Source organism: Lysinibacillus sp. EB106-09-02-XG168, assembly GCF_058791475.1.
The window spans coordinates 1,869,221-1,895,175 of record NZ_JBYTDN010000003.1; the positions used below are offsets into that span (position 1 = coordinate 1,869,221).

Here is a 25,955-nt window from a genome sequence, read left to right on the forward strand (position 1 = left end):
ACCACCCGCTGAAAAAGAGGAACTAAGGCTAAGATCTCCCAAGATGACAGAAGTTCCTTGAATTCTTACTGCTATCAAGTTGATTTCCCATACAATCAAACAAAATATGTACATAAATATTGTCATCAGTGACCTTTTTCTAAATTCATTATTCATTTATACTGTCATTTCTAAAAGGTACAGTTTACAATAAACATAAATGACAGATGAGGTATTTCAATGATGAATGAGCTAATTTTTAATATCAATCGAGAAAGTAATATTGCTATGTACCAACAAGTTTATCAATACATACGTACTCAGATTTTATCTGGTAAATTAGAATGGAATACAAAGTTGCCGTCGATTAGGCAACTTGCTCTCCAACTAGAGGTCAGCAGAAACACAACTCAGCTAGCTTATGAACAATTGCAATCGGAAGGCTATATTAGAAGTGAGAACAAAAAGGGGTTTTTTGTAGATGCAAATATAACGGATGAGACGCTTAATTATGAACCTATTAAAGAACAGTATCATGAAAAGAATCAAACTGACATAAAAACGATTGACTTTAAAATCGGGACAGTGGATCAAGAGAACTTCCCTTTGAAAACATGGAGAATGCTTACTAACAAAGTAATTAAAGACTCTAGCATATTTTCATACGGAGAAAAGCAAGGGGATATTCAATTAAGAAAGGCACTAGTAGATTACTTGTTCCAATCAAGAGGGGTTAATGCTTCTGCTGAACAGATTATTATTGGCAGTAGTACACAGCACTTATTATTACTTTTGACGCTGTTGCTAAAGCAAGACTATCAATATCTGGCAGTAGAAGATCCTGGATATAATGTGGCAAGGGACCTATTTGCGCTTCAATCATTTAGCATTGATCCAATCCCGGTAACAGAACAAGGCATTCAAGTCGATTGCCTTATACAGTCACCTTCTAGACTTTTATATGTCACTCCTACTCACCACTTTCCATATGGAGTAACTATCCCTGTCAATGAAAGATTAAAGTTAATTCAATGGGCAAAAAGGGTGGAGGGATATATTATTGAGGATGATTACGATAGTGAATTTCGTTACATTCATCAACCTATACCGTCTCTTCAAAGCTTAGATTCTAATGATAGGGTGGTTTATTTAGGAACTTTTTCAAAAGCATTGCTACCCTCTATCCGTGTAAGTTATATGGTTTTGCCAAAGAGGCTAGTAAGTGAATATAAAAAGATACTTCCTTTGCTTGAGCAAACATCCTCATCCATTCATCAGAGAACATTAGCGATCTTTATGAATGAAGGCTATTGGTACTCACACTTAAGGAAGATGAAGGCTTTGTATAAACGTAAAATGAATCTATTGAATAGGGAATTACTAAAACACTTTAAAAATGATGTTGAAATAAAAGGTAGTAGCTCCGGAGTTTACGTTATTATTGAAGTTAAAACAAAAATGAGTGAAAAAATGCTAATAGAAAGTGCATATGAACACGGAATAGCAGTTAATCCTTGCTCACAAACTTTCTCGAAATATAAACCACAATATCCACATATTTTACTTGGATTAGGTAATTTAAGTGAGGAAGAGATCATAAAAGGAGTATCACAATTAGCAAAAGTTTGGTTGTAATCTTGTTAGGTGTGGCACCATATTGGTATTAAAAAGAAGCACCTAATCTTGTATATTTGAGGATTATAACAATCAAAATTAGAAAGAAAACCTTTATTATTTTATTTCGTTTAAGTAATGTGGAGATAAAAAAGTAAAAGGAGTGAAAAATTGTATAAACACAAACGCTCGATTATCGTAGCTGTTACAAATATTATTATTATTTGTTTAGCTCCAATCATTTATGATTCAATACTATTCAATATAATTGATTTAGCACTTTTTAAGTTAATAATTTTTCCTTTAATTATTGTATTTATCAATATTGCTCTTTGGTTTAGTAAATTCAAACTTCAATTTTATGAGCATATGCTTTGGGGATATATTGCCTTCTTTTTATCCATTATTGTTTCATTTGTTCTACTTATAGACCCTTCTAAAGAAAAGCCTCCTGGCGAAACATTAGTATTACACGCAGATTTTTTAATGATTTTGTACATCACAATTGTGCAGTGTATATTTTTACTTTTTTTTAACAGCATTCTTTATATAACTTATATAATTCTAAAAAAAATAAAAAAGTTTTGAAAGAAGGTTGTTAAAAAGACATAAAATTGATATGCAATATCGTGTCTTACTATTAACTGAAAGAGGTAACCATCTCATTATTTTTGAGGTGGTTTCTTTTTTATAGGGTGGCATCACTTAAGAGTTATGGAACTGATACGAGTATATAGTAAAGTACAATATTAAACTACATCCCTAAATTGAGTGAATATGTGAAGGTAAAGAAAATGAAGTTAACAAAAAAGCAATTCCAATAAAAATAGATAGTAGCGCTGTAGACTTGTTCGGAATAAATAGATTGTAATTAAGAGGGCTGAGTGACGTTCCAAATCCACTCATACACATAAAGAAGCCTATCCAATAAATGAATATTTCAATTGTAGTATGTTTTTTATATATAGAACCCTCTTGAAATGTGGATTTTTGTATATCAAAGCATAACATGATTAGGAAAATTTTAGAACGTTGGTTTTGAGGAGATTAATAAATAAAGTAATTTACTACTTCGTCGAATATCAAGAATTTGTGTAGAACTATACTTAAACTAAGCAGTTGAGGAGGGTGTGGAAAAAATTACGTATATAAATAAATGCAATACATTGTTAAGATTTGATAGGTCAAGTATTCTTTGGTAAGAAATTAGAAGAGGGGCATTTTTCCAATAAATGATGACGTTTTTTACTAACTAAGTAGAATGGTTCAAGGTAGATAATTAGTAAGTATTTTGTTGCGAAAGGAAAAGTAATGAGTAAGGTGAAACTATATTTAACATATCGAAAAAAATCATATCTTTTTTATATGGCACTTTATATCGCAGGTTTCATTGTTGCTAACTGTATATTTGGACCTCCGAAGCATTATGTTGTCCCCATTTTATCAATGATATTAGTTTATAGCTTTTTAGAGTTTCGAGAATATAAAAGTTGGAAAAAAGAAAATTATTGAATTTTTAGTATTCTCAAGCAAGCTTGCTTGAGGATCATTGGAAAGCTTAGACAGTTCCATTTCCTTATTGTGCTAATGGCGCGATTTAGTTAAAGAAGGATAAAATTACATATGTAAATAAAGTGAAAAGAAATAATTTGATAATAAAAAGAGTTTTGATTTGAACGTTAAAACCTTACTTGAATGGGAACAAAAACACGGTGCAAAAAATCAAACAATTAAGGGATATCTAGAAAATTTTGAGAAAAAGAAATAATCCTTGATAACGAAAATATAACATTGATATTAGTATATTCTTTATTAAAGTAACGGTTGCGATTATTCAATAGTAGCAATTACTTCTTGTGCTAATGAAGCAGTTTAGTTGGATAAGAAGTATGAAAAGAAAAAAAGTGTGGGAGAAATTATATGAAATATACTTGCCCTTGTTGTGGATATAGAACATTAGACGAAGAGCCACCAGGAACTTACGTTATATGTGGAATTTGTTTTTGGGAAGATGATGGAGTTCAATTCGATGACCCTGATTGTGAAGGAGGAGCTAATATTCCATCCTTAAGGCAAGCACAAAAAAACTTTATTGTATTTGGAGCTTGTGAAGAAAGGTGTATTGAGTTGGTAAGAAAACCAAATGGAAAAGACGAAAAAGATTCTAATTGGAAACGGTTATTATAGAGTAAGTAAGGAATTAGGATAAACGAGGGTGTTTTTTTATTGAAAAAGGAAATTTCAAAGGCTTTAAAACGAATAGAAGAGGATATTAAAAATGATGATTTGGGGAAAGCAAGGGATAGATTACACGGGTTAATATCAACATTCCAAATGAATTAGAATTTCGTAAAAAGTTGGGAGATATTTATTTTGAGTTAAAATATCCTGCAATGGCTGGTCGATACTGGTATTTAGAAAAGAATAAGCCCCCAATAATGGTACATGCGTGTATAGAATTTGAAAACTCTATGGGAAATGACATTAATAATATAGCAAGAGCTTTAAAGTATAAAGGCGATATTGAAATTTTGAAAGGACTGGAATTAGACCCAGCACTTTTATATAAAGTAAAAGAAAAATTAGTAGAAGAACCAGATGTTCCAACAGAACTTAAAGATAAATTAAATAAATCAATTGTTTTTGGTTGTCTTTCAATGACATTTTTAATAACTATTCTTGTATTTGTTGGAGCTGCTACAGTTCGTAGCTGGATTTTTTAAAATCAAAATCAGTTTTGCATTAGTGGATAATGGAAAGAAATTTTCTGCTAACGGGGTGCAATAGCTGTAAAGTAAGGCTGTATTTGACAGACTTTTTAGTAAGGATCCTGTAAAAAGAATTTTAATCATAGCGTTAATTGAAGAAGAGGTAAATATTTTTAAATGTATGGAGGAGTCACATTGGTTAATGAAGTAATTACAAATGCTAAAGAAATGATTCAAAGGTCTGGGACATCCACTAGGATAGCGACAATTGAAGAAATAAATGATCTAAATGGAAAACTAGATACTAAACTTCCAGAATGGTTAATCGATTTAATGACCACGGTAGAAGTTTGTGATAGTGAATTGGTGGTTCCTTTTGATGCGGAAGATGAAGATCCCCAATTACGCATCGAATTCTTGAATCCGAAGTTTATTATTGAAGGATGTTTCAACGCTGTTCCTGGATGTGCAGTATATGAAAGCGGTTATATTTGTATCGGAGAAGAAATTGCTATTGGAGATGCATACGCAATAAATATACACGAAGGAAATAATCCTCCTGTGTATTTATTAGATCATGAATATGGTGAAGAGACTGAGAGGATCATTGAAAATAAACGAACTGTTGTAAAAAAATTATCCGACCTTTTCCTAGTTGCGAGAATAAATAAATGAGTATCTGTGTACTTTTCTTCAACTAACGAGGGCGATTGTTTAATTAGAGCAATCGCAAATTGAGCTTACAAAGCTGGTTAGTTCAATAAAGTGTACCCATAAATAAGATTAAAAAGGATGGGGTCAGTTGAACTACTATAAAAATAAAGTATCCTGGTCCCATATATGCAATCAGGGATGGGTAGAAATAGTACAGGAGAAGATAACAGGCAACCTTTTGTTTTCATGTGCTGAGTGTGAATCCATGTGGAGACGCCCAAAGAAACAGATGAAGAAGATGAATTATTAATATTTGAGTCAGATGTAGAAATCCAACACCCAACTGATAAAGTTAATCAAACAAAAAAATGGGGAAAATATATCATAGAGAATTTATAAAACATTGCTAGTATTGTTATAGATTGAGAAAAATACGTTCATCCAAGAATTTAGAAATAGATTCAAAATGAAATGATATTTTTTATAAAAAAATAATGTTCCAAATGAAAGTTTGGTAATACTTTCAAAAGCCACGAGTGCTGTTAAATCAGTGTTTGTGGCTTTTTGTATGAATATTATCTATGCAAATTTTATTCAAAGGTATATGACCATTGTTACAATAAGACTTTTCAATACTTTGCAGAAAACACTGCAGGTTAGTTGAAGAGTGTTGTATGACTTCAAAATTTAGTAATTAATGGAATATGGTTTTTAGAGTGCTTAATCTATTTATGGTAAAATGTTACTAAAATGAAAGACGCTTATGGGGGAATACTATGAATCAAGCGGCTCAGGAATACTGGAATGAATATTGGAAAAATCAAAATCAACCACAGTCTGTTAGTGCATGGCAATTTGGAGCCGATCCTGATTATCTCGCGCAATTGGTGGTAGATGGAAGTAAAACTGCAACATGCTCAGGATATATTTTTTATGAACAGGAGAATGAACCACTGCCAACAACGAAAGATTACAGTATTATTTTAAACAACAATGATAAACCTGTAGCAATTATTAAAACCGTAGAAGTTACCTAACTCCAATGAACGAGGTCACTGAAGAGTTCGCTATTGCAGAAGGTGAAGGAGATAGAACTTATAAATATTGGTGGGAAGCTCATGAAAAGTTCTTCAGAAATGAGTTAAACGCAATCGGACGTGAATTTTCAGAAGATATGCTCCTTGTTTGTGAGCGTTTTAAAGTGGTGGATGTGAAGAAGGGGTAAAGATTTATTCTTAAACAATCGGGACTGTTTTTTTATAAGAATCGCTTTTCTTAATGAACTAACGGGAGCAAGAGAGTTTAAGATCAAGCTTACGAGGTTTTTATTTAGTTAGTATCATTTTCATTGTTACTTGTTGAGAGAAAGGGAGATTGACTTTGTTAATTGAAAGTGTAATAGACCATATATCGAGCCTTAAAGGGTATTCATCTATAAAAAAAGTCGAGAAAGGATACTCACCAGATGAAAAATACATAGTTACTGTCGGCAAAAATCAATACTTTATACGATTATCTGACATACAATATCACGAAAAACGAACCGTCGAATTTTCATTGCTTCAAGCATTAGAAAAACAAGGTGCACAAACAAATAAAGCTATAGAATGTACTTTATTGAATGAGGCTAATCTTTCTGTCATGGTATTAAGCTTCATTGAAGGATACCCTGCAGATGAATTCATTTGGAATCTTTCTGATGTGGCGCAATTTAATATAGGTCTTGCTGCTGGGAAAGAATTAAGAAAAATTCATCAACTACATGCCCATGCTCCACAAACAATACACTGGGAAGAAGCTCAAAGAAAGAAATACAGTTTTTATTTAAATGAATATACAAAAGGTAGCTATCAACTGCCAAAAGAGCATAAAATACTAAACTTTATTGAAAACAATTTCTACCTTCTTAAAGATCGACCTATAACCTTACTCCATGATGATTTTCATCTTGGTCATATCATCGTTCAAAATAACACGTACAATGGCGTAATTGATTTTAATGGCTATGATTTTGGTGACCCATATCATGATTTTTATAATCTTTCTTTGTTTAGCAGAAGACAGAGTATCCCATTTTGTATTGGACAAATAAATGGTTATTTTACAGAATCTCCAGACGATGCATTTTGGCGAATATATGCCCTTTATGCAGCGATGAATATCGTCTCTACGATTGTGTGGACGAAAAAATATGATGAACAATCTTTTGATGATGCATTGGAAAGAATCCATCTCATTTTAGAAGATCATGACTATTTTAATTTGGATCAACCATTATGGTATAAGTCCATACCAATTAAAAATGTTACAGGTTTATAAACGGCCATCGTATATTTTTAAACTGAACTATATGAAAAAAATTTATTTCAGTTTTTATTTATGAGCAAAATCTACTCACCTCTTATTCAACTAACTAGGCAGGATAGTTTTAGAGTGTTGTTTAACTTGAGTTCAATAATCGGGCCAAATTGTTGAAGATCAACATTGCTGAAAATGAGATCATTTGAGATGCTTGGTATTAAGCAAACAGGCAGAATAGTGGAACAAGGGGATGAAAGGCGAGAGGGGATATTTATGTCTTATAAGTTTGTGATGATGACTCAGGAGCAAGCTGAGGATATTGCACATAATTGGCACTATGATGGAGAATATTCTTTTTATGATATAGAAGCTGATGAAGAAGATTTAGTTGAATTTTTAGACCCAGAAACAAGAGGTAACTCAATGTTTGCAGTTTTGAAAGAGGATGAAATCATTGGTTTCTTCAGTGTTAACAAAGTAGCTTCTAATATTTATGATATAGGTTTAGGAATGAGGCCAGATTTGACTGGTGATGGTAGAGGGTTAGAATTTCTAAATGCAGGAATTGATTTTGTCCAATCAAGATTTACACCAGATAAAATTACATTATCAGTGGCAATTTTTAATCAAAGAGCGATAAAAGTATATAGAAAAGTTGGGTTTAAAGATATTGATACATTTATGCAAGATACAAATGGTAGTACATATGAATTTCTAAGAATGGCTTATGAATGCTAATGTAAAGGTTCTTTTGTTCAATGAAAGGGCGGCGATTGTTAAATTAGAGCAATCGCTTCTTGTTCTAACGGGACAGTTTAGTTGAAAGAGTATTATTTAACTAGTGTTCAACAATCGGGCCAATTAATAAAGTAATTCATTGTGAACATAGGAGTAATATGAAATAATGCCTGACAAATTGATTGGAGGAGAAAAAATGCAAGGCTTTAAACGCTACTTCTCGTTTGTAATTCTTATCTTGTTGTTAACAGGGTGTGTGGGAGTGGAAAAAGATAACACGTCCTCAAATATGAAAATAACTATTGAGCCATATAACATGAGTGAAAAAGAAAGTCTTCTTATTAGCAAATCGGGCGTAGGGCATATTGAATTTTTTAAACTAAATGGATCTTTAGCTGAGGATGATGATTTGCAAATCTCAGTGGAAGTATTTGAAAAAGGGAAGTTTAAAGAAGAATTGCTAAAGACCTGGGATGACCCCGAAAAAAATTATAAAGATATCCTCATCTCATTTGGAATAAGTGATTTTAACGATGAAGTTCGTCCCTTAAAATTGATATCTGGTATACCTTCTGGGCTTGCTACAACGAATTATTCAAATGACATGACGTCTTCTTCTTTTAGTAATTTAGTAGGCGAAAAGATTACTTTAAAGAAAAATAAACCTGTTTATTTAGCGGCATGGATAGGCACTACAAAAAATGAGCTGCGTTCTGTAGGAAGCGAAAATGGCGAATTACCTTCTGGCATTGAAGAAGCTGAGCTCGCATTTTTATACAGAGTATTATGGACTGATAAGGAAAAGAATTAACAGTAGCAGTGTAATCGGAATAAGGAGATACCAGTCCTGGCATTATAAATTGGGTTATTCAATTAACGTGCGCAATTGTTTAATCAGCGTCTCTGTTCTTATTAAACTAACTGGGGCTTTACTTCAATTAAGGAGTAGAGCCTTTTTCTACTTAAACTATAGGTTCAGGTTAACGCAAAAAAGTTTAAACTATTATGTTAGAGAAATATATATTATGGGCTTTGATATATTGTGGAGGTGGTCTAATTTGAAATTTTTATATGTAAATATTAAATGTGGTAATGCAACCTGTGTTTAAGAGATTAACGAGCAAAAATTTGAGTTTTATCCTACTATTTCAGATGCTCTCGGAGACTTTGTTTCATAGTTAGCATCAATACTTCCATTATGCAAATTAAGTTGGAAAAAGGGCGCTTTTCATAAAATCAATGGAGGTATTGAGTGGCATATTGGTCCTTATTTATTGCGTTGGGAATTTAAGCGTGATTTTGAAGACTTAGAAATTATCATTACAAAAGTTCAAAATCCTATTGCAGATAGTAAAATGAATCCTAATTTGCCTAAAACGGTGTTAAAGACGAAATGCAACTTTGATGAATTTGTACTATGTGTAGTAAAAGAATAGGGTCGAATTATTAAACAAAGGGAAAATTTAGGATACAGTCAAGAGTGGTGAATTTCCACATTTCCAGTCGATGGATTTCTTACTTTGAAATATGCTTGTCTTTATAAAAAACTTTTGAAATTACAAAGAAGGACGGTGGAACATCACTTGATGAGGAACTTAATTTGTTGAATAAAAATATTGAGTGAAATGTAGAGTTAGAAAAGTTTTTGTAAACGGACACTTTACTTGCAGATCATTGGTTGCATAGGCATCTCTTTTTTCTTTATTGAACTAACGGCGCGGGTTAATGAAACAAGTCTACTCAAATTACAAAATGCTACAATTTTTAGTAGGGTGGAGAATGAAAATCAGGAAAGAGAAAGAGAAAAAGAATGATAAGGGCGGCATTTTTAAAGACATACTTATTGAAATTCGAGATTCAATATTATTTGAAATAGTTTGGAACATCATAATGTTAATACCAAGAATGGTGTTTCGTTTAATCAAGAATATATTTTAACTAGTCTAAATGAGTGCGATTTTTTAAAAGCTGCTTGGACAGCTCTTTTTACTTATTGTACGAACGAAGCAGGTTTGTTTAAGTACAAACTTTCACAAAGTTAGAAAAAAAGCCGAGCTCCGTATTTGGAAATTGGCTTTTTCCATATATTACTTTCTAATTATAATTGATTGATTTAATAGACTTCTGGTTAATTCAAACCTTTTAAATACCATGCATTCATAGTAGAATGGCCAGAACCGGATAGTGGCTCATGTAAAAGTGTAAATCCAAACTTTTCATATAATATACATGCAGTTTTTAATTCATGCATTGTTTCTAAGTAGCACTTTGCATAATATTTAGATGCAAATGATAAAGCCGTTTCCATTAGCATCTTTCCAAATCCTAAACCTTGTGTTTTTGTACTTAAGTATAGCTTTTGCAATTCACAAACTTTATCATGTTCGTTAAACGGTGCGATGCCAATGCCACCAACCACCTCTCCTTCCATTTCGACCACCCAATAGTTCGCATGTTTTAAATTATTATAATACTGGTGAAGGTCGTTAAGTTGAGGGTCAAAATAAGCTGTCCCTGGAATTGCTAATCCAAGTGATTTTAGTGAATCTTGTATTATTTCTTTTACTTTTGCATTGTCTTCTTTTCTAATTTCTCGAATTATCATATATAATCTCCTTCAATTCGGTAATAATAAAGATTACGAAAGATTTTTGAAAATGGCATCCCTAAACGTGGACAAAGTCCACATTGTAAGGATATAGTTATATTAATGTTAAATGTGGACAAAGTCAACTAAAGGAGAATTTATGGATAAAGAGATAATTTATGATATCAGACAATTCAATCGATTTTATACAAAGGTACTTGGTTTATTTAATAACCAAATTCTTGATACAGATTATTCATTGACTGAAGCACGAATACTATTTGAAATAAGCGAGAGAACTGAGTGTATTGCCAATATTCTCGTGCAAGAACTTAATATTGATAGAAGTTATATGAGCAGAATTTTACGTAAATTAGAGAAGGAAGAATTAATAGAGAAAAAAAGCTCAACAATCGACAGTAGAAAAAGCCTTCTCTATTTAACAAAAAAAGGAGAGGAACTGCTGGATCAAATTAATATTCAGTCAGATGTCCAAATAATTCAATTGTTTAATGGACTAACTGATTGTGAAATAAATGAAATTCGTAATTCGATGATGGTAATAAGAGAGAATTTACATAAAAATAGATTTTAAAAGTTCTTAAATTTGATTTTGGGAGAGATGTTTAACTGTTCATTTTGAAAAGGTTATTTTACTTTCTCTATAAGCATTATTTGAGGACACATTGGGTGAAGTAAAACCTACAAATGGTAAAATCAAACGTCTTATTGAACCATTACTAAAAAAGGAAGCTATTATTTATTAGCAACAGAGAACGAAAAATTAATGGGTTGGATTTTTTTGTAGGTGCGAGTAAAGACCAATTTACTGACAAGATGAATGGATTTATTTATGAACTGTTTGTTATTCAAGAATTTGAATTTAGAGGAAATGGAGTTTCTAAACAGTTAATGAAAACTGCATTTGACCATCTAAGACAAGAAGTCCGTCTTAGTCCGTTTGTAGGGAATCCAGCTATTAAACTTTACGAAAAAATGGGATTTAATATAAGAACAGTTTCTATGAGTTTGCCTTTATAATTAATTATTTTTTTTTCACTAAACCAGCTAATAGATTAATTATTAATGGTCGCAACGGCATAGTGTTATAGTGTATGAAATGTGTGAGTGGAAATATTATGCAGGTGGGGGCGGCAGCTTTTCAATACGGTAGATGGTGGACATTTTTTTATTACAGAGAATTATGGACCTGTTGTGGATATTATCAAGCAAACATTGATAATATCGGATAAAATTCTCGAAACGCAATGATAGATCATTTTATTGTGAACTAATTATCATTTATCTTAATTGGAAAAGAGGTTTTGAATCAATGAATAGCAATACTATTTGTGGGATAGTATTATTAGCGCTGAGTTTGTTTCTTAAGCCAATAATGGCGATTGTGGGGCTAAATGAAAGGTTGTTCGGATTGCACTTGCAAGGTGAAACTGTGTTTTCATTGAGTCCATTCTTAGTTCGGATTATTCTAGCGGTAATTGGGATTATCATGCTTATCATCGGCGGTAAGCAAGTTGCAAAGCAGAAGAATAAATAGTTGAAAGGATAGAGAGCGCAACAATTGATCTTGTTACAATATTGAACATTTATAACCAAGGTGGTATAGAAGACCGCGAAAAATTATCATAATCCCCACACGGGGTTTTTTTAATGTTCATAGAAACAAAAGGAGCCAGTGAGGCTCCTTTTGATTTGTAATTATCACAGGGAGGCGTTAAATAAAGATCATTGAGTTGCGTATGCAGCTCTTTTGTTCTTTATTCAACTAGCGGGCAGATTGATACCACTGAGTTCTCATAAACAATTTTTAAATATGGTTAGTGAAGCAAACGACGAGTACAAATCAGAAGAACTTGAATAATTAATGAAAAAAATAGCTGAAGATAAAGAAGATAGATGGTTGATTCATTATGGTATTTAATTTTGTCAATACATACATGTAAGTGAAGAGGTGATTGTTCGATTAGAACAATCGCTTCTTCTGTTAACGGAGCAGATTAATGCAGTAAGGAAGTATAAGTTATTTATAGGAACGATTAGAAGAGGAGTTTTTACGGGTATTATTTCATTAATAAAGCCATATTTTGTGTGATGCTATGTTCTTTTAAAGCATGAGCGTATTGCGAGTATCTATTTGAAAATTAAAATAAGATTGACAATTACTGATTACAAACGTAATATTTGTATGTGGATTACATTTGTAATACAGGAAGGTGAGTTATATTATGAAAGAATTACCTAAGATATCTGAAGCTGAATTGGAAGTTATGAAAGTTCTTTGGTCAAAATCCCCGCAAACAGCAAATGAAGTAATTAAAGTATTAGAATCAACAACGGATTGGAAACCGAAGACAATTCGAACACTGATTAATCGATTAGTCCAAAAAGAAGCCATTTCTTACCATCAAGATACAGGGCGTATATATGCATATTTTCCTTTAGTGTCACAAGATAAGTATCTTCAAGTAGAAACAGAATCATTACTTAAACGTTTCTATGGCGCAGCATTTAAACCTCTTCTTGTGAACTTCTTAAAAGAAGAAAAGTTGTCTTCAGAAGATATTAACGAACTCAAACGTATTCTGGATGAGAAGACTGAGGAAAATCAGAGGAAGGAAAGCTAATAATGATGGATATGTTTATAAACGTCTATCTACCTCACTTTTTTAATTGGTTAATAGAAACATCAATTATGGCAAGTATTCTAGTTGTTCTAATCTTATGTGTAAAACTTTTGTTTAGAAATCAGTTAAATCCACGATGGCAATATCTACTTTGGATGATATTAATTGTAAGACTTTTATTGCCATGGTCTTTGAATAGTACCTACAGTATCTATTCAATCTTTTCATACAGTAATGGGACTGCTGTTACAACGGTTTCTTCTTCAAAAGAACATATGAAAGAATCGACAGATATAGACTATTCAAAAGTTACTAAAGAAGATTCCTTTGCAACTGGTTCAACCCAAGTAGCTGAGGAAAATAAGAAACAAAGTCAAAATAATGCAAACCAAAATGATGAGACATTTTCTTTTTATACAATCTTTATATACATTTGGCTTACTGGGGTTATCATTTTGGGCTTTACTACTATCATTATAAATAGGCGTTTACTTCATTTCATAAAAAAACAGCCTATGATTACAGATAAGAGAATTGTCACCATCTTTGAGAATTGTAAAAAATCTATGTCTGTTCAACAGAAAATCCCACTTTTCTTTGCTGGAAATATTTCAAGTCCAACTGTTGTCGGATTTATTAGGCCGAAGGTGTTATTGTCAGGCGTACACTCGAAAGTATTAAATGAGCAACAGCTACGATACATTTTTCTTCACGAATTAGCCCACATCAAACGAAGGGATGTGGGGGTGAATTGGCTTATGTATGGCTTACTCATTCTAAATTGGTTTAATCCTATTCTTTGGTATGCTTACTCATGTATGAGAGAAGATCAGGAATTAGCCTGTGATTCATTAGCTCTTACATATATAAATTCAGAGGAGCAACTTGCATACGGTCATACTATTATTAGCCTTTTAGAACACTATTCAAATTTTTATCAAATACCAAGTTTAGCAAACTTAAGTAGAAATAAAAAAACTTTGAAAAGGAGGATCCTTATGATAAAAAAATTTAAAAACTCTTATCGTTGGTCTGTATTTGGCGTTGCTACTTTAATTGCTGTCTCATCTATATCTTTAGTAAATGCACGTGTAGATAAACCGACTAACCCGATGAATGAAAATACGGAATTAAATGAAGAAAAAGGGAAAACAGAGGTGGAACAATTAAGTGTCAAAAATAGCGAACCAACAAACGGTCCACTTACAGAAGTAGGTCAGTGGAAATTTTTGGGTGATGGTTTTAATAAAGCTACATTAGTTAAAATAAAAAATGTAGACAAAACCTATGATATGGGTGCTATTAAATTTACTATTAAATCAATCAATTTTATACAATTGACAAATTTACCTGAGTTTACAGTAAAACGAATCAAAGAGAAACATGGTAAAGATCTCAATGATGAATTAAATTTAATTGATATATCTTATAAAGTTGAAAATACAACCGATAAAGAAATAGTTTTCTACCCTGCTGATACACTTACAATTAATAATAAAACTCAAATTAAATCGAAGGATTTCTATGTTCCATCATTTGATTCGATAACCCTCAAAAATAAAGTAGTCGATGAGAGGATTATTACTATTCCAACTTTAGAGGGTCCATTTAGTGAAATTAATACGATAAATATTATTACGAGTGATGTGTTGAATAAGGAGAACTCTACAATTTTAAACCCGAGTAAAAACATAGGAATAAATTTATAATATAAAGAATATATATTGAAACAGCTAGAACTGTCCTCTAATTGACAATACAATGTTTGTGAAGGATTATACTTAAATGAACAGGGTGCTTAACCAATTCAAATTTTAGCTAAAATAACATGGCATCCTATAGGCGCATTAATTGGAATAGGAACATTGGGTCAGGTATAGCTTATTTACTTTACTTTTACTTAATTCAAAAAGGAAGTCCTAACTTCGCTTCCATATCTCCCATGAACGTAATCATCTTTCATTTTCAGTGATGTAGTGTTAGTTTTACACGACATGGATGGCTAACGGGGGCTTTGCTTAAATAAAAACAGGGTGAAAGTTGGTGACTCTTCTATTGCCCACTTTAGGGTGCACGGTAGCCTAAAGGGTATCATTTAGCGCATTGGTGAGGATTTGAAGCAAAATAAGGTTATGAATATCTATATTTTGATTTACAAACAATACTATATCACAGAATGTAATATAAATATGTCAAAAATGGTAAAAGAGATAAAGGGGAATTGATATATGCATGAAAAAGAACTAGCTACTGTAAGTGGGTTGACACCTGAAAAAAGATACGAATATTTTATTAAAAAGGTTGCAGACTATGAAGAAGTATGGTCATTGTATAAAGATGGGTGGGTTTTATCACAAGATGATTTTGGAAATACGCTTTTTCCAATATGGCCCAAGGAAGAATTTGCCGAACTTTGCGCAGTGAACGAAAGGTCAAAATCTGAGATAAAAGCAATAGATTTGTATGAATTTATTGAAAATTTGGCCCCGTCGCTCAAAAAGGATGGAATTAAATTTGATGTATTTTCTAATAATGAAAGTTCAATATTAAGAGATATAGATAATCTATTACGTGATTTAAATGAGGAATTAGAGAATTATTAATTATTTTACTCTCAAATCCAACTGTTGACCTTGGTAGTATAGAACAACTTCAATTAAAAATTACAAAATCAATAAGTCAAGGATTATCTATTATTGAGAATAAAAATAGAAGAATAATAGCGCTCGATTTATAGAAGATAATATAATTACTATGATTTCAACTTCAAAAGAACTATCTTTCCTCAACTTTGTTTCTGAAATGATAACTTTTGAAATTGGATTTGAGAAATACTCTATTTTTTAAGTGTATGACCTTGAGGGGCTTTTGTCTTTCAAGGTTTTTTTCTTATTGGGAAAATAACATCATTATTTATAAAAGCTAATCATTTAGATGCGAACCAGCAAGCTATTTGGGCGATTACTTGGAACAATGTCAAAGTAGTAAATCTGACAAATACAGCAGGGGAGCATTCGAATACGTAACGATCCACCGTGGTGATGTCGTACGCACTCTAGACCAAAATGGTGCCACCGTTGCGACATATGATTATGATCCATTGGGTAACTTGCAATGGATTATAAAATACCGTGGTATGTATGGAAAAAAATTAAGCCTACTGATTAATTCAGGTAGGCTTTTTTAATAAAATTAAATGTGTGTGTATGGTTTCAGTTTGTAGTATTTAAAGTGAGCTTTCAAACTGAATTTTTAACGGAATTGAAATTGAATTGTTTCCTTTTAAAGAATAAAGTATGTGCATATTGAAGCGAGTGGTATTTTAGTAATTCTTTCGAATCAATTACAAAAGGAATGTGAGCCGAAGAAGCGTTTAACTACATTCCTAATGTCATTGAGGCCATTATTTACTTTTATTTAAAGGAACGACTAATTCCTTTATCTCTTCATTAAAGCCCTCATTGTTTGTATGACTTGGCTTGAGTGTAAATGATTTTGGTATCGTATCCATTGGAGGCAAAGTCAGTACCATATGATGACCATAGTTCCCAACAGCCATGCCTGCTTGTAGTTTCAGTTTATCATATACTTGACCATTATTATCGACTACAGAGAAATCAAACCATGGCCAAGTATCGTTTTTATCCATTTCAGCAGGGTAATCAATCTTTAGGTCTATTCTTGTTGATAAAGGTAAGAATGTTACTTTGTCGGCTGTTAGTGTGTATACTCCATCAACCGTTTGAGTTGTAACTTCTGGATAAAACTCAAATACATCACCTTTTATTTTTTCAAGTGGGAAAGCCACCTTCAACTTACCTTCATAGCCAAATAAATCTTCTCCATGGACCGCAATTTCAATTTTATCGCCATATTCATTATAATTAGACAAAGTAAATTGATGATGTTCAATGATTGTTTTCGAGTTTATGTCATCTTGCCCTATTGAACCAATAGCTGGTTTAACTTCTTGTTGTCCATTAATTGTTATATAGCTAAAGCCGGCCTTTTCTTCTTTCATCGAAAGTTCTTTTTGACCTGTGTAAACAACTGTTACGATTAACCGGCTGCCATCATAAGCTGCTTCTTTTACAGTCATTGTTAAGCCGTTTTTACTATCTTGTTTATCAATTACCGTCGTAAGTTGATCGTGTTCAATTTTATCTGAGGCAATGTCTCTGAAGTCCTTATAAATTGGACCAATCAGGGGGATATTTGATAATGCTTCTGCCATGCCTGCTGAAACAAATCCAGAACCTAGCAAAGATATACATAGCCCACATGCAACCAAGATTGACTGTTTAGTTGTTCTTCCTATTTTTCTTTTTTTCTTGGCTTGAAAGATAGCCGTTTTTTCCCTTGCCTTTAGCTTTTCAACAGGTACATGTATGTTGTCGATAGTTCGATTGAAATTGTCTTTATTCATACAGATAACCCTCCTTTAAAATGGGTCTTAACTCTTTTTTCGCTCTATTTAAGTGTGATTTAACGGTTCCTTCCGGGTAATTCATGATCGCAGCAATTTCCTTAATAGACAGATCGTGATAGTACCTCAACAAAATAATGGTTTTTACAGTAGGGTTTAAGAATTTAAAGGCTTCTGACAAATCCATTGAATGCATGATAAAATCACTATTTTCAGAAGCGATTAATTCATTAAAGATTTCCTCATTATCCGCAGAAAAATGGCGGGACTCTTTTCGAATAAAATCAATCGATTTAAAAACTAGAATTTTTGTAATCCAACTTGAAAAACTTTCAGGCTTCTTTAATGTTTTTATTGAAATATAGGCTGTATAAATTGTTTCTTGATAGACATCTAAAGCATCTTGTTCGTTTCTAACGTATGCATAGGCAGTTCTATACAGCTTTTGTCGAACAGAATCAATCAGTTGTTCAAATGCTTCATCATCTCCCTTTTTTGCTTTTTTTACTAATTTTGCTAAATCCATTTTGGTCCTCCTCTCCGTTACACAATAAAGTCGAATGAACTAGCAAATCGGTTGCAAAATAATTAATTAAGCAACATTGTAACTTGGAATACGGAAACGATTGATGAGAAGCCACAAGTGGGAAATTTTCAATTGTTATACACTATCTTTTTTCCATTCCACTGAGCATACAGTAAAAAGCTACATGGCTGATTTATGTAATTGCACATATCGCCTCTACAGTTTTATGTAATTCAATGGCATGATTCAGACCTTGATACTTATCTGTATACTTTTTACCTATTTCTCCTTTTGCTTGGTCAATTTAATTATTGAACGTTGCTACTCTTTAATCATTTCACTAAAGCTTACAGTCAATCTAATTTGTTGAAAATTTACATTTTTATACCAATTTACAATATCTCGTGTTATAATTTTGAAGAAAATTAATGATAGTCTAAATTTAAAGGAGCAAAAAATGAAATTTAAAGACCCTTGGAATCCTACACAAAAAGAAATAAAAAAATGGGCATATAGTGATGAAATGGAACCAGTGCAAGATTGGGAACTTGCCATCTATAAATTTGAAAATATACCGATGATTTGTACATTTGTTGAGGATGAGCAATGTGAACATACTTCTTATTTCCTTAATACTTTATATGTATTCACAGGAGATGCGGTTCGAGTAGGGGACATTGAAGAAATTCAAAAGCTATCTCAATTACTAGATACAATGGAAAACACAGCTAAATCAAAAGAACTTCAATTGTGGATTGAACGTTCTCAACTTCTCATCGAATATCCAGAATACTACGAAAGCTCTTATTGGGGTCTTTGTTCAAAGTTTGTTTATGAAATATAATTTAAAAACGGACGCAATTTTCAAAGATTCAATTTCCTAAACAATAACAAATTCTTACATAGCCAGCAAGTTAGGAATTGCAGTTAACTGCAATTCCTTTTGTTATCTTCTTACTACTATTTGACAGTGCTAAGCATAATAGTAATTTTAGATCTTAAGAGTGCGGAAGAAATTCTTATTGAACTAACGTAAGCTGGTTAGTTTAATAACAGGGAAATTACAAGGGAGAATATTACTCATGGCGAAAATAGAGAATGGAGAGTTAAGACTATAATTATGGAGGATGTATTAAATCAGATTATCAAAGATGATATTAGTCCTTTATTTAAGGCTAAAGGTTTTAAAAAGAAAGGAAATCAATTCGCAAAGATATTCCCGGATTTTGCGTCGAATGTCCATACTCCCTTACAATTCAATATAATTCCTATGGTTATATAATGAAGCGCAAAATAGAATAAATAAAGTAAATGCTGAATCCGAGCTGGATTCACAAAAGGAAATTCTTCAAAGAACTCTAATATTTAGGGTTAATAAGGTGACTTCACTATAAGTGGTGTTGCCGATTAAATTACCATACAGCGTTACCCAAACAAAATATGTTTTTTCTACATGCTAAAAGGCAGATGAATACCTTTCATCTGCCTCTTTTCAAGTTATACAACCCAATGAGACGGACGTTTCACGTGGGAAGGTAATTTTGTTTGTTGATTGCCTTGTGCTGAATTAATTTGCATTTGGGTTAAAAACATACTTGTTGAAAGGTCTGCGCCACGTAAATTGGCATCACGTAAATCAGCGCCAATAAAATCAACCCCTCTTAAATCTGTATTTTGTAGATTGGCAGCAATTAAATAAGAACCTCTAAGATTGGTTGCTCTTAAATCTTTGCCTTTTAAATTTTTTCCCATCCAATCAACCCCTCGATTGTCATACTTTCGAGCGTTTTTTCCGATCTTTACGATAAGACTTTGGCGGATTTGCTCACTTGTTTCTAATAGTAAAACATTCACTGGCAGTCGGAAGGTAGGAATATCTATTGCTAGTAATGCATCAGCTTCCAGCTCTGTTGCACGCTGTAGCTGTTCTAATTGTAAATGTAGTTTGTTGTATAGTGATGAATCAACCTTATACGATAATGCCTCCGCTACGTAAGCAATCATTTCATAAAGTTGTTCCATAATCGGAAAGACTCGGAACATTTTCTCGGAAACCTCAGGGAAATGTCGCCAGTCTTGTCCATGAAAAGTTGTTTGAGAAACCTTTTGCCCAGCTCCTAAACAATCAAAAACTGTACATCCTTTAAACCCTTGATCTCTAAGTTTATGATGAATTTGGCAGCTAAAATCTGAATATAGATTAGGGCAAGGTGTTCCGGCTGCTTTATGAATGGCAAAGTCACTAGAAGCAGCAATATTTAAAGCCGTGCAGCATAGACCAAAACAGCTTTGGCAATCAGCCTGTAAGCTTTCACGAATCTTTTTTCCAATTGTGAAATCCATCTTTTTTACTTCAGACATTGTTGTTTTCCTCTCTTAACGCATAAACTTTTTACATTTAATTCTATCATTTATTATGATTAAAAGGATATTTTTGTGTGGAAGGTTTCTGTATATCGAGGAGGCAATGTTCATCGTTTAACTTTAGATGATCAGGAAAATAAATTGATAGTTTTTTACAAAATAGGAACAGCCTATTGACAATTTATAGAAAAAGGCTATAATTTTTATAGACAGACAGTCGGTCTATTAAGGGGGCATAATAATGAGAAAAGAAGCGATGGAGCGTAGAAACGAAATACTTGATGTAGCTGATGAGCTTTTCGGTCAGAAGGGCTTTGATGGCACAAGTACTAACGATATTCTTGAAAAGGTTGGTATTGCACGGGGAACGCTGTATTATCACTTCAAGGCGAAGGAGGATATTATGGACGCGTTAATTGAGCGGTATAATGTTCAAATTCTAGGTACTGCAAAAGAAATTGCTGCAAATAAGAGTATCCCTGTTCACGAGCGAATTGTCCGTGTTGTAATGGCATTAAACATAAGTAGCGGAAACGGTAAGGAAATTATTGACCATATACATAAGCCCCAGAACGCGCTTATGCACCAGAAAATACAAAAGGTCATCATGAACGGTCTGCCACCGATACTGACGGAAATAATCCGTGAGGGTATTGAGCAAGGACTATTCAGTACACCGTATCCATATGAATGTATGGAAATGATTGTGGCTTATACGAATACCATTTTTGATGGTGATATGGTTGATATGACCGATGAAGAGCGTGCTTCTCGTATACCAGCTTTTGTCTTCAATGTAGAAAGACTGCTCGGTGTCGAAAGTGGAAGCCTTATGTACATGATGAAGATGTTTGGTAATGGGGGTGAAGAAAATGGAACCAACGATGGTTGATTCCAAGCATCTTTTCAAAAAATTTCTTCTGCTTTAGTCAGGGCAGCTAATTTCAGCAATTGGAAGCGGGCTTACAGCGTTTGGGCTTGGGATTTATGTTTTCCAGCAGACGGGAAAGGCATCGGCAATGGCACTTGTCACCTTACTTGCGTTCATGCTTTCGCTTCTTATAAGTCCTGTGGCAGGAGTGCTTGCGGATCGTTATGATCGAAGACTTTTAATGGTGTTAGGCGACAGTCTTTCAGCGATAGGACTTGTGTATATTCTTATATGTATGCTTAGCGGGGAAGCGCTACTATGGCAGATTTGTGTGGGAGTTACAATAAGCTCGGTGTTTTCATCGTTGCTTGATCCCGCATACAAGGCTACGGTTACGGATTTACTGACCGAGGAACAGTACACGAAGGCAAGCGGTTTAGTCCAGGTGGCTGGTTCTGCAAAATATTTGATTTCGCCCATCATTGCGGGATTTTTGCTCACCGTTTCGGATATAAAACTTTTACTTGTCATTGACATCTGTACATTTTTTGTAACGGTTATCTCAGCGCTTGCTGTACGAAGAGGTCTTGCTTCAAAGAAATATGAACAGACACAATCATTTTTCAGTGAGTTCAAAGATGGTTGGCGTGCAGTTTCTCAAAATGTACTCGTTCTTGTTATCATGACATCTGTGCTGACATTTTATCTTGGCATTATTGAAACACTTTCCATTCCGATGGTGCTTACTTTTACGAACAGTTCTGTAATAGGAATGGTGGAAACCATTGTAGCTACGGGGATGCTCGTATCCAGTGTAATCATAGGATTTCTTCCGATAAAAAAAGGATATGTGAGAATTCTTTCGTTTTCACTGTTTTTTGAAGGGATATTTATGGCGATATTCGGACTTCGAGAAAATATAGCACTGATCTGTATTTCAGGTTTTTTCTTTTTTTGCCATGATGCCATTTGCAAAATCAACATTGGATTTTCTTGTTCGTACCAATATTGATAATGCTGTTCAGGGTAGAGCATGGTCACTTATTGGGGTAATTTCACAGCTTGGATTTGTAGCGGCCTATGCGCTTTCGGGTGTACTTGCAGATTATGTGTTCACTCCTTTACTAGTTGACGGCGGATTGCTTGCTGATAGCGTAGGGAAAATTACCGGTACAGGTCAAGGTAGGGGAACGGGCTTCCTCATCATCATCGCTGGAATTTTATTAAGTACTACTTCATTCATTTTGTTCAACTTGAAATCAGAGGTGACTTATGTATTACAGATTAATCCGAAATGACTTTTTAAAAAGCAAACTGATAACGCTGACAACAATGTTATTTGTCGCTGTTGCGGCTATGCTCGTTTCCTTATCGGCAATACTTATGGTAAATCTTTCAGGTGCAATCGATTCACTTATGAATCAGGCGAAGACGCCGCATTTTATGCAAATGCACTCTGGAGATATCGATACTGTCCGACTTACAAGCTTCGCGGAGCAAAACAGCAATGTCGATGAATTTCAAGTGCTTGAGTTTCTCAATTTGGATAACAGTCAAATTATTTTAGGTGATCGTTCACTTGCGAATAATGTTCAAGACAATGGTTTTAGCATACAGAGTGAAAAGTTTGATTATCTTCTTGATTTTGATGGAAACATTATTAACGTATCCGATGGCGAGCTGTATGTTCCAATAAACTATATGAAGGACACCACTACGAAGGTCGGTGATAAAGCTATAATAGGCGGAAAGGAATTTACTGTAGCAGGATTCCTCCGGGATTCACAGATGAATTCTATGCTGTCCTCTTCAAAAAGATTTCTCGTTAGTCCAAATGATTACGCTGAAATAAAAAGTCATGGAAATATGGAGTATTTGATAGAGTTTAGATTAAAGGGTTTATCTGCGCTCGGTGAATTTGAAACTGCTTATGCTTCTGCGGGGCTTGAAGCGAACGGACCAACGATCACATATCCACTTTTCAAAACAATAAACGCATTTTCTGATGGGATTATGATAGCAGTTATTCTTCTCATAAGCGTTCTTGTCGTTGTTATCGCATTTATGTGCATAAGCTTTACACTCCTTGCGAAAATCGAAGACGATTACCGTGAAATTGGTGTTATGAAGGCAATAGGGCTACGCATTTCTGACATTAAGAAAATTTATCTTTCGAAGTATGCAGCAATTGCGGCAGTGGGGAGTATTCTCGGTTATGCACTTTCGTTGATGTTCAAAAACATGCTACTTGAAAACATCAGGCTTTATATGGGGGAAAGTGAAAATTCTTCTTTTGCCACGTCTTTAGGGATCATCGGCATTCTACTTGTATTTCTTGCAATAATAGCCTATGTAAGCGGAGTGCTGAGACGCTTCCGGAAAATATCTGCTGCAGAAGCAATACGCTTTGGCATTTCGCAGGAAAAAAGCACAGGCGCAAAACGTGTTTGCCTGAACAAAAATAAGTTGTTAAATACGAATCTTTTCCTTGGTATCAAAGATGTTCTCGCAAGAAAAAGACTTTATGCCACAATGCTTGCAGTACTTGTCATTTCAGCATTTATCATTATTGTCCCACAAAACCTATACAACACGATTTCCTCAACAAGCTTCATTAAATATATGGGTATTGGAAACTACGATATTCGACTTGATATTCAACAAACTGATCAAATCTCTAAAAAAGCTGCAGAAGTTTTAGAATATATGAACAGCGACAGTTCCATTTCAAAGTATACCATCCTCACTACAAAGACATTCAAAACTAAAATGGAAGACGGTTCGGAAGAAAATATAAAAATCGAACTTGGCGACCATTCGATATTCCCTATCGAATATTCAGATGGCAGAGCACCCACTGTAGAAAATGAAATTGCACTTTCAGCTTTGAACGCTGATGAAATGAGCAAAAAAGTCGGTGATACCATTACGGTCATTATGAACGGGAAAGAGAGTAAGCTCACGGTAAGTGGCATTTATTCTGACATTACGAACGGTGGTAAAACGGCAAAGGCTGTATTTACCGATCATTCAGAAAATATAATGTGGAGCGTTATTTGTGCAAAGCTTTCTGATAAAACCCTTGTCGATGAAACAATCTCTAAGTATGCGGACCGATTTACTTTTGCTAAGATTTCCAATATTGATGAGTTTGTCAAACAAACTTTCGGTTCGACTATAAAATCAGTCGAAAAGTCCTCCTTTGCCGCAATTGCCATAGCACTTGTAATAACGATTCTAGTTACATTGTTGTTTATGAAAATGCTTGTCGCCAAGGATAGATATTCGATTGCCATAATGAAAGCAATAGGTTTTACAAATTCGGATATTACGGTGCAGTATGGTTCGCGGGCGTTATTTGTATCAACTATCGGAATAATTGTTGGTACCCTTCTGGCAAACACTCTTGGAGAGATACTTGCAGGTGCAGTTATTTCCTCGTTCGGGGCGACGTCGTTTAGTTTTTCAATCAATCCACTTACGGCGTACGTGCTTTGTCCGTTATTGATGATTTGTTCGGTACTTATTACAACAATCATTGGCACATCAGGCGTTGGGAAAATAAAAATATCCGAAAATATAAAGGAGTAGCTTATGAAAAATCTTATAATCGGTGAACATATTGTAAAATCTTTCGGCGAGGGCGATGAAAAACACAATGTTCTCGACGGTGTGTCCATTGAAATAAACGAGGGTGAATTTGTTGCAATTATGGGACCTTCGGGATCGGGAAAATCCACGCTCATGTTTGCATTGAGCGGTATGGACAGCGTTGATGGCGGAAGGGCTATTTTTGATGGTAGTGATATATCGTCAGTCGGGGAGGTAGAACTTTCAGATTTACGTAGAACTAAAATGGGCTTTGTTTTTCAGCAGCCAACTATGGTAAAAAATCTGAATATTCTCGACAATATTATTCTTCCATCAATGCGCGATAATAGAAAAAACGTTGCAAAGATTTCAGAGAAAGCAAGAGCGCTTATGAAGAGGGTAGGCATTGCGGAGCTTGAAATGCGCGACATTACACAAGTTTCGGGAGGTCAGCTTCAGCGAGCAGGAATATGTCGAGCGCTTTTGAACAGCCCGAAAATCATCTTCGGCGATGAACCTACAGGCGCACTAAATTCAAAATCAGCCCAGGAGATCATGGACATTTTTTCTGAAATTAACGCGGGCGGAACTGCGATTATGCTTGTCACTCACGACGCAAAGGTTGCGGCGCGTACGGAACGCATAATGTTTATGCTCGACGGAAAAATCGTCAGTGAGCTAAAGCTTCCGAAGTTTGACGGTACAGCTATTGATAGCAGAGTTGAGAAAGTAACGGAGAAAATGTGGGAAATAGGAATATGAGTTGCTGTATTTTTCTGTGTGAATCTTTTTTTACTCTTTGGAAGGAGGCTGTCGATAAATTTCAGAAGTTGGGTGATAATATGCAAAAAGTTAGTAGATAAATCTAAAAAGTTAGTCAATAAAACGTAGAAGCTATAGCATTAATTTCATTACAGTCTGAAGGAAGAAGCCTATATTTTTAAGGTTCTT

General features: G+C 33.9%; 23 protein-coding genes and 4 pseudogenes. 22 read left to right on the forward strand and 5 right to left on the reverse strand.

What is annotated here, in order from left to right; genetic code table 11:
* Positions 1-21 precede the first annotated feature (21 nt).
* Positions 22-126: pseudogene (locus tag AC3WSO_RS09785) on the reverse strand (DMT family transporter); the annotation flags it as partial.
* A 96-nt stretch (positions 127-222) separates the two neighbouring features.
* On the opposite strand from AC3WSO_RS09785, the gene pdxR reads away from it, so the two are divergent.
* The 10 genes and pseudogenes from pdxR (at position 223) to AC3WSO_RS09835 (ending at position 8,805) form a co-directional block, all read left to right on the forward strand.
* Complete coding sequence (pdxR, locus tag AC3WSO_RS09790; RefSeq protein ID WP_492534299.1) at positions 223-1,614, forward strand: MocR-like pyridoxine biosynthesis transcription factor PdxR; 1,392 nt, start codon at positions 223-225, stop codon at positions 1,612-1,614.
* 150 nt (positions 1,615-1,764) lie between these two features.
* Complete coding sequence (locus AC3WSO_RS09795) at positions 1,765-2,181, forward strand: hypothetical protein (protein WP_492530426.1); 417 nt, start codon at positions 1,765-1,767, stop codon at positions 2,179-2,181.
* 1,332 nt (positions 2,182-3,513) lie between these two features.
* A complete protein-coding gene (locus tag AC3WSO_RS09800) occupies positions 3,514-3,780 on the forward strand; it encodes a CPCC family cysteine-rich protein (protein ID WP_492530427.1) in 267 nt (88 codons plus the stop codon).
* 39 nt (positions 3,781-3,819) lie between these two features.
* Positions 3,820-4,316 (forward strand): annotated as a pseudogene (locus tag AC3WSO_RS09805) (DUF6584 family protein).
* A gap of 180 nt (positions 4,317-4,496) precedes the next feature.
* Entirely contained in the window at positions 4,497-4,976 is a 480-nt protein-coding gene (locus tag AC3WSO_RS09810; protein ID WP_492530428.1) for an SMI1/KNR4 family protein, read from the forward strand.
* Between the two features lie 246 nt (positions 4,977-5,222).
* Positions 5,223-5,354, forward strand: coding sequence for a hypothetical protein (locus AC3WSO_RS09815; protein WP_492530429.1), 132 nt, complete (start codon positions 5,223-5,225; stop codon positions 5,352-5,354).
* Between the two features lie 377 nt (positions 5,355-5,731).
* A pseudogene (locus tag AC3WSO_RS09820) lies at positions 5,732-6,180 on the forward strand (ASCH domain-containing protein).
* A gap of 155 nt (positions 6,181-6,335) precedes the next feature.
* The gene (locus tag AC3WSO_RS09825) at positions 6,336-7,274 is read left to right on the forward strand and encodes an aminoglycoside phosphotransferase family protein (RefSeq protein WP_492530430.1); all 939 of its coding nucleotides are present in this window, start codon (positions 6,336-6,338) and stop codon (positions 7,272-7,274) included.
* Positions 7,275-7,529: 255 nt separating this feature from the next.
* Positions 7,530-7,994, forward strand: coding sequence for a GNAT family N-acetyltransferase (locus tag AC3WSO_RS09830; protein ID WP_492534301.1), 465 nt, complete (start codon positions 7,530-7,532; stop codon positions 7,992-7,994).
* 166 nt (positions 7,995-8,160) lie between these two features.
* Positions 8,161-8,805, forward strand: coding sequence for a YgaN family protein (locus tag AC3WSO_RS09835; RefSeq protein ID WP_492530431.1), 645 nt, complete (start codon positions 8,161-8,163; stop codon positions 8,803-8,805).
* Between the two features lie 1,317 nt (positions 8,806-10,122).
* On the opposite strand, the gene AC3WSO_RS09840 is transcribed toward AC3WSO_RS09835, so the two are convergent.
* Positions 10,123-10,599 carry a GNAT family N-acetyltransferase gene (locus AC3WSO_RS09840; protein ID WP_492530432.1) on the reverse strand — a complete coding sequence of 159 codons (477 nt, stop codon included), beginning with the start codon at positions 10,597-10,599 and terminating at the stop codon, positions 10,123-10,125.
* A 142-nt stretch (positions 10,600-10,741) separates the two neighbouring features.
* On the opposite strand from AC3WSO_RS09840, the gene AC3WSO_RS09845 reads away from it, so the two are divergent.
* The 6 genes and pseudogenes from AC3WSO_RS09845 (at position 10,742) to AC3WSO_RS09870 (ending at position 15,829) form a co-directional block, all read left to right on the forward strand.
* Positions 10,742-11,176, forward strand: coding sequence for a MarR family winged helix-turn-helix transcriptional regulator (locus tag AC3WSO_RS09845; protein ID WP_492530433.1), 435 nt, complete (start codon positions 10,742-10,744; stop codon positions 11,174-11,176).
* Positions 11,177-11,249: 73 nt separating this feature from the next.
* Positions 11,250-11,622, forward strand: a pseudogene (locus tag AC3WSO_RS09850) (GNAT family N-acetyltransferase); the annotation flags it as partial.
* A gap of 292 nt (positions 11,623-11,914) precedes the next feature.
* Entirely contained in the window at positions 11,915-12,139 is a 225-nt protein-coding gene (locus tag AC3WSO_RS09855; protein WP_492530434.1) for a hypothetical protein, read from the forward strand.
* Positions 12,140-12,824: 685 nt separating this feature from the next.
* Entirely contained in the window at positions 12,825-13,226 is a 402-nt protein-coding gene (locus AC3WSO_RS09860) for a BlaI/MecI/CopY family transcriptional regulator (protein WP_370082373.1), read from the forward strand.
* A 2-nt stretch (positions 13,227-13,228) separates the two neighbouring features.
* Positions 13,229-14,935: a M56 family metallopeptidase gene (locus tag AC3WSO_RS09865; protein WP_492530435.1), complete on the forward strand. Its 1,707-nt coding sequence runs from the start codon at positions 13,229-13,231 to the stop codon at positions 14,933-14,935.
* A 519-nt stretch (positions 14,936-15,454) separates the two neighbouring features.
* A complete protein-coding gene (locus AC3WSO_RS09870; protein WP_492530436.1) occupies positions 15,455-15,829 on the forward strand; it encodes a DUF2750 domain-containing protein in 375 nt (124 codons plus the stop codon).
* Positions 15,830-16,629: 800 nt separating this feature from the next.
* On the opposite strand, the gene AC3WSO_RS09875 is transcribed toward AC3WSO_RS09870, so the two are convergent.
* Both AC3WSO_RS09875 and AC3WSO_RS09880 read right to left on the reverse strand, forming a co-directional pair.
* A complete protein-coding gene (locus AC3WSO_RS09875; protein WP_492530437.1) occupies positions 16,630-17,652 on the reverse strand; it encodes a DUF4179 domain-containing protein in 1,023 nt (340 codons plus the stop codon).
* A complete protein-coding gene (locus AC3WSO_RS09880) occupies positions 17,645-18,178 on the reverse strand; it encodes a sigma-70 family RNA polymerase sigma factor (protein ID WP_492530438.1) in 534 nt (177 codons plus the stop codon). Before AC3WSO_RS09880 ends, AC3WSO_RS09875 begins: the two co-directional genes overlap by 8 nt.
* 457 nt (positions 18,179-18,635) lie before the next feature.
* Here AC3WSO_RS09880 and AC3WSO_RS09885 point away from each other — a divergent pair, with 457 nt between their 5' ends.
* Positions 18,636-19,022, forward strand: a complete 387-nt coding sequence (locus tag AC3WSO_RS09885) for a hypothetical protein (protein ID WP_492530439.1) — start codon at positions 18,636-18,638, stop codon at positions 19,020-19,022.
* A gap of 653 nt (positions 19,023-19,675) precedes the next feature.
* Here the strand turns inward: AC3WSO_RS09885 and AC3WSO_RS09890 are convergent.
* Positions 19,676-20,539, reverse strand: coding sequence for a pentapeptide repeat-containing protein (locus AC3WSO_RS09890; RefSeq protein ID WP_492530440.1), 864 nt, complete (start codon positions 20,537-20,539; stop codon positions 19,676-19,678).
* Positions 20,540-20,783: 244 nt separating this feature from the next.
* Here AC3WSO_RS09890 and AC3WSO_RS09895 point away from each other — a divergent pair, with 244 nt between their 5' ends.
* The 5 genes from AC3WSO_RS09895 to AC3WSO_RS09915 all read left to right on the forward strand — a co-directional run bounded on the left by AC3WSO_RS09895 (position 20,784) and on the right by AC3WSO_RS09915 (position 25,766).
* Positions 20,784-21,434, forward strand: coding sequence for a TetR/AcrR family transcriptional regulator (locus AC3WSO_RS09895; RefSeq protein ID WP_492530441.1), 651 nt, complete (start codon positions 20,784-20,786; stop codon positions 21,432-21,434).
* Between the two features lie 91 nt (positions 21,435-21,525).
* Positions 21,526-22,425 (forward strand): MFS transporter, encoded by a 900-nt coding sequence (locus tag AC3WSO_RS09900; RefSeq protein WP_492534303.1) that lies wholly within the window; start codon positions 21,526-21,528, stop codon positions 22,423-22,425.
* Positions 22,397-22,711: a hypothetical protein gene (locus AC3WSO_RS09905; RefSeq protein ID WP_492530442.1), complete on the forward strand. Its 315-nt coding sequence runs from the start codon at positions 22,397-22,399 to the stop codon at positions 22,709-22,711. Before AC3WSO_RS09900 ends, AC3WSO_RS09905 begins: the two co-directional genes overlap by 29 nt.
* Positions 22,686-25,004, forward strand: coding sequence for an ABC transporter permease (locus AC3WSO_RS09910; RefSeq protein WP_492530443.1), 2,319 nt, complete (start codon positions 22,686-22,688; stop codon positions 25,002-25,004). Before AC3WSO_RS09905 ends, AC3WSO_RS09910 begins: the two co-directional genes overlap by 26 nt.
* Before the next feature lie 3 nt (positions 25,005-25,007).
* A complete protein-coding gene (locus tag AC3WSO_RS09915; protein ID WP_492530444.1) occupies positions 25,008-25,766 on the forward strand; it encodes an ABC transporter ATP-binding protein in 759 nt (252 codons plus the stop codon).
* Positions 25,767-25,955 lie beyond the last annotated feature (189 nt).